This window comes from Cellulomonas biazotea (genome assembly GCF_004306155.1).
Classification (GTDB): Bacteria; Actinomycetota; Actinomycetes; order Actinomycetales; family Cellulomonadaceae; genus Cellulomonas; species Cellulomonas biazotea.
Window position 1 is genome coordinate 1 of sequence record NZ_BIMR01000327.1, and the last position, 5312, is coordinate 5312.

Genomic DNA, 5312 nt, shown 5'->3' on the forward strand with positions numbered 1-5312 from the left:
GGCGACGAGCCCGCGCGCCAGGGTGCCGAGCGCGGCGCGCAGCTGCGTCGGGTCGGCGCGCTCGACCGGGCCGAGCTGGTCGCGGCCCAGGCGCGTCGCGAGCGCAGCGGCGGTGCCCATGACCGCAGCGGCGAGGACGAGGGCGGCGGCGTCCTTGCCGCGACCGTCCGGCAGCACCAGGCCGAGGACGAGCCCGATCCCGCCGCCGACGCCCGCGGCCGCCGCACCGAGCGTCGGCGTCAGGGAGTTCGCGGTGAGCAGCAGGGGACCGTCGACGACGCGCGGCAGCGACGCCGACAGCGCGGAGAGCAGGAACCGGTTGATCGACAGGTTGAGCAGCGCGAGGACGTACACCGCCACGTTCACGCCGTCGGTCGCCATGACCAGCGCGATCGTCAGCGTCAGCGCGACCCGCACGAGGTTGCCGTACAGCAGCACCTGCCGGCGTCGCCAGCGGTCGAGCAGCACGCCCGCCCACGGGCCGACCACGGTGAACGGCAGCAGGAGGACCGCGAAGGCCGCCGCGACACCCGTCGCGGTGCTCGCGTTCTCCGGCGAGAAGAAGAACAGCGTGGCCAGCCCGACCTGGAACATCCCGTCGGCCGTCTGGCTCACGAGGCGCACGGCGAAGAGCCTGCGGAAGCCCTCGAGCGGCCACAGGGCCCGGAGGTCGGCGATCACCTGCACGTCGCTCATCCTCGCACCCGGCCACCCCAACCTCCGCGACGCGGGCTCCGTTCTCCCCTGCGTGGAGCGCACGACGACGCGGGGGAGGTGCCGGTGACGGCCCGGTGGCAGACGGTCCTCGAGCAGCTCGTCGACGAGCGGTACCCGCGGCTCCTGGCGCGCGCGACGCTCGTCGTGGCCGACGCCGACGCGGAGGACCTCGTGCAGGACGCCCTGGTCGCGACATTCGCCAGCCGGGCGCGGTTCACGCACGTCGCGCAGGCCGAGCAGTACGTGCGTCGCGCGATCGTCAGCCGGTCGATCGACCGGGCGCGGACCGCCGCGAGCGAGCGCCGGGCCGTCGAGCGGACCGTCGCCGAGCCGGTCCCGGTCGTCGAGATCGAGCTGCCCGGCCTGCAGCAGGACGTCGTGGCCGCGCTGCGCGCCCTGACGCCGCGGCAGCGCGCGTGCGTCGTCCTGCGGCACGTCGAGGACCTGTCGATCGCCGAGACCGCCGAGCAGCTCGGCCTCAGCCAGGGGGCCGTCAAGCGGTACACGGCCGACGGCACCGCCGCGCTGCAACGACGCCTGGACGTCGCCCCACCCGACGACGACGGCGAGCGCCTCGCCCTGCTGAGCCCTGAGGAGGCCCACCGTGACTGACCTCGGACACCTGCTGGCCGGCACCGAGAACGGCATCGCCCGCGTGCGGGCGGGAGCCGTGCCCGCGCCCGGCGTCGTGTCGCGCACCGTGCAGCGCGTGCGTCGCCGCCGCGGCCTGCGGCACACGCGTGACACGGCCCTCGGCGTGGTGCTCGCCGGGGCGATGGGCTCCGCCGCGTGGTGGGCGGGGGCCTCGCCCGACGCGACGCCGCCCGCGGGCACGCCGTCGACGTCCTCGGTCCCGTCTGCCTCCCCGTCGCCGACGCCGGGCGCGCACTCGGCCGCCGCTCCGGTCGCCGTGGCGGTGCCGCAGCCCGTCCCCGCCGGGGTGCTCGACGCGACGACGCCCGGGTGGATCCTGAGCGTGTCCACCCAGGTCCGTCCCGGCACGATGGACGTCTGGACGGACGAGGACTCGCGGACCGTCCTGCACCTCGTGTCGCCCACGGGCGAGCGGACGACGCTCCTGCACCTGTCCCTGCCGTGGACGTCCGTCTCGGTCCTCGACTGGGAGGCGGGCCGGTCGCAGGCGCTGGTCGCGCTCGCCGGACGGGACGTCGAAGGGCCCGTCTTCGGCACCCTCGACCTGCGCACGGGCGAGCTCGCGGCGCTCCCGCGGCTCGACTGGATGCACCAGTACGTCGGCCGGGCGGGCACGGGCGACACGCTGTGGCTGACCGCCCCGGCACCCGCGGGCGTGGACCCCGAGCGGGCGTCCCCGATGTACCCGCCGCCCGTGCGCGTCGTGAACGACGAGGCGTCGGCCGGCGCCGAGGGCGACCCGCTCGCGGCCGTGCCGTACGGCGAGGGCGCCGGGATCCGGCTCGTGGCCGCCGCGCCCGACGGCCAGGTCCGCGACCTCGGGGAGTCCGGCCTGCGCCGGCCCACGGTCAGCCCCGACGGCGCCTGGGCGGTCGTCGTCGACACGGCCGGTGCGCCGCACGCGGTCGACGTCGCGACGGGGGAGCGGCACGCGCTCACCGGGCTGCCCACCGACCCCGGCTGCCTCGACGCCGGGTGGTCGGGCGACCACGAGGTCCTCGTCGCGTGCCCCGTCCCCGGGACGACCCGGTACGAGCTGCGCGGGCACGACGTCGCCCGCACCGCCGGGTCCGGACCCGCCGAGCCCAGGCTCGTCGCGACGACCGACACGGCCGTGCGCGACGCGTGGCCCCTCGGCGACGGCCGTCTCGGCCTCGGGCTCGTCGTCCAGCCCGACCCGTGCGACGTCGTCAGCGACCCCGCGGTGCTCGACGCGGGCGTCGTCACGCCCGTCACGGGGCAGTGGGGCGACGCCGACCACGGCGGGACGCTCGTCTTCGCCGCCGGCGCCGTGCACACGCACCTCAACGGGTGCTACGCCGGTGGACGCTCCGGACCGCAGCGCGACGTGCGCACCGACCTGACGACCGGCGCCGTGACGACGTTCGGCTGGCTCGACGACGGTCACGTCGACGACCCGGACGTCGTGGCGGCCGACGGCTGGTGGGACCAGGCGTCCGGCAGCTTCGTCGTGGGCCGGTGAGCGAGGTGACGTCCACCACACGCGCCACCGTTTCGCGTGAACAGTCCGCCTCCGAAGATGAACTCTCGGTGAACTAGGACCTTTTCGGTCACGAGCACCCCCGCGGACCCGGCACGCTCTAGCACGTGGACGGGACCCTCATCCTCGCGCTCGTCGTCGCGGCAGCACTCGCGTTCGACTTCACCAACGGCTTCCACGACACCGGCAACGCCATGGCCGCGTCGATCGCGACGGGAGCGCTCAAGCCCCGGACGGCCGTGCTGCTGTCCGCGGCGCTCAACATGGTCGGCGCCTTCCTGTCGCTCGCCGTCGCCGCGACCATCGCGAAGGGCATCGTCGACCAGGACGTCGTGACGCTGCCCCTCGTCGTCGGGGCGCTCGCCGGGGCGATCGTGTGGAACGTCGTCACCTGGTACCTCGGCCTGCCGTCGTCGTCGTCGCACGCCCTCGTCGGCGCGCTCGTCGGCGCGACGCTCGCCGCCGTCGGCACCGGCGGCGTCGTCTGGGGCGGGCTCGTCCTCAAGGTCGTCCTGCCCGCGCTGCTCGCGCCCGTGATCGCCGGGACCGTCGCGGCGCTGTCCACCGCGCTCGTCTACCGGATCACGCGCCGCGTCCCGGCCGACGCCCGCGACCGGCAGCTCCGCTGGGGCCAGATGGCGTCCGCGTCGATGGTCTCCCTCGCGCACGGCACCAACGACGCGCAGAAGAGCATGGGCATCATCCTGCTCGCGCTCGTCGCGGGCGGTGCCGTCCCCGCCGGGTCCGGCGTCCCCACGTGGGTCGTGATCTCCTGCGCGCTCGCCATGGCCGCGGGCACCGCGCTCGGCGGGTGGCGCGTCATCCGCACCCTCGGCAAGGGCCTCACCGACATCCAGGTGCCCCAGGGCATGGCCTCCGACACGTCGTCCGCGTCGGTCATCCTCGTGTCGTCCGCGTTCGGCTTCCCGCTGTCCACCACGCAGGTCGCGACCGGCTCGATCCTCGGGTCCGGCGTCGGACGTCGCGAGAAGGTCCGCTGGTCCGTCGCCGGCCGCATGGGCGTCGCCTGGCTCATCACGCTGCCCGCCGCCGCCGCGTTCGGCGCGCTCGCCGTCGGCCTCGAGCACGTCGTCGGCGGCGACGCCGGCATCCCCGCCGTCCTCGGCGTCGTCAGCGCCGTGTGCGCCGTCATCTGGTGGCGCTCGCGCCGCGCCGCCGTCGACGCCCACAACGTCACCGCCGACTGGGAGCAGGACGCCCCCGCCGCGGCGCCCGCGGCCGCGCACCCCGTCGTCGTCCACGACGACGTCGTCCCCACCGCCCCGACGCCCGTCGCCGTCTGAGCCAGGAGCCACCGTGTTCACCACCGTCCTCACCGTGCTCGGGCTCAGCCTCGTCTTCGGCGTCGGCGTGCCCGCCCTCGCCGCGAGCGCGGCCCGCGTCGCCGCCCCCGAGCTCACCACCGCCGACGGCGGCACCGCGCCCGCCCGTCCCGGCGCCCCGGTCCGCCTCGCGGGTGCCGTCGCCCTCGTCGTGACGGTCGTCGCCGTCGTCGGGTTCGCCGTGTGGCTCGTCGCGACGGGCGGCACCAAGTAGCAGCCGCTCCCGCGGCGCCCGTCCGCGTGGAACGTGTGTCGCGCGAGCGGCGACGGACCTTCCCCACCACCGCGCTGGATCGGGATCGCCCGATCGGGTGAACCGCGCGACCGACCCAACGTCGGACGCCCGTTCCCGTCGTTCTCTGTCCGCACGCAGGACGACGAGGACGGGAGGAGCGGCGGTGACCCGACGGTGGGAACCCCTGCTCGAGCAGGTCGTACGGGAGCGGTACACGCGCCTCGTGGCCCGCGCGATGCTGCTGACGGCGTCACGCACCGACGCCGAAGACCTCGTGCAGGACGCGGTCGTCGCCGCCTTCTCCAGCCGCGCGCGGTTCACGTCGGTGGCGCAGGCCGAGCAGTACGTCCGGCGGGCCGTCGTGACCCGGTTCGTCGACGGCACCCGCCGGACCGCCCGCCAGCGCGCGCTCGTGGCCCGGCTCGCCCACGAGCGTCCTCCGGCCGAGCCGACGACGCTCCCCGGCCGGCTCGAGGCAGCCCTCGCGACGCTCGCCCCGCGGGCACGCGCGTGCGTCGTGCTCCGGTACCTCGACGACGCGTCGGTGGCCGAGACCGCGGCCCTGCTCGGCCTCAGCGAGGGGGCCGTCAAGCGGTACACGTCCGACGGCGTGGCCGCGCTCGACGCGCTCCTCGGCACGACGAGCACCGTTCCCGGCGAGTCGGTGCGGGTCGTCCCCGCGGGAGGTACGGCATGACGCGCGACCTGTCCGACCTGATCCACGCGGCGACCGCCGAGCGTGAGCGCGCGCTGGGCGACGCCCCCCTCGACGCCGTCGTCGCCCGCGCCCGCCGGGCCGTCCGCGGCCGACGCGCCCGCCGGCACTCGTTCGAGGCGGTGGCCGCCGTGGCCGTGGCCGCCG

Annotated in this window: 5 protein-coding genes and 1 pseudogene; 5 read left to right on the forward strand and 1 reads right to left on the reverse strand. The window is 76.2% G+C overall.

Annotation, left to right across the window (positions count from 1 at the left end; all coding sequences use genetic code 11):
• Positions 1-696: pseudogene (locus tag CBZ_RS17840) on the reverse strand (MFS transporter); the annotation flags it as partial.
• 84 nt (positions 697-780) lie between these two features.
• Here CBZ_RS17840 and CBZ_RS17845 point away from each other — a divergent pair.
• The 5 genes from CBZ_RS17845 (at position 781) to CBZ_RS17865 (ending at position 5147) form a co-directional block, all read left to right on the forward strand.
• Complete coding sequence (locus CBZ_RS17845; protein ID WP_130782817.1) at positions 781-1329, forward strand: RNA polymerase sigma factor; 549 nt, start codon at positions 781-783, stop codon at positions 1327-1329.
• The gene (locus CBZ_RS17850; protein ID WP_130782818.1) at positions 1322-2854 is read left to right on the forward strand and encodes a hypothetical protein; all 1533 of its coding nucleotides are present in this window, start codon (positions 1322-1324) and stop codon (positions 2852-2854) included. The genes CBZ_RS17845 and CBZ_RS17850 overlap by 8 nt, the downstream gene beginning before the upstream one ends.
• Before the next feature lie 125 nt (positions 2855-2979).
• The gene (locus tag CBZ_RS17855; RefSeq protein WP_130782819.1) at positions 2980-4176 is read left to right on the forward strand and encodes an inorganic phosphate transporter; all 1197 of its coding nucleotides are present in this window, start codon (positions 2980-2982) and stop codon (positions 4174-4176) included.
• Between the two features lie 13 nt (positions 4177-4189).
• Positions 4190-4429 (forward strand): hypothetical protein, encoded by a 240-nt coding sequence (locus tag CBZ_RS17860; RefSeq protein ID WP_130782820.1) that lies wholly within the window; start codon positions 4190-4192, stop codon positions 4427-4429.
• A 184-nt stretch (positions 4430-4613) separates the two neighbouring features.
• A complete protein-coding gene (locus tag CBZ_RS17865) occupies positions 4614-5147 on the forward strand; it encodes an RNA polymerase sigma factor (RefSeq protein WP_130782821.1) in 534 nt (177 codons plus the stop codon).
• Positions 5148-5312 lie beyond the last annotated feature (165 nt).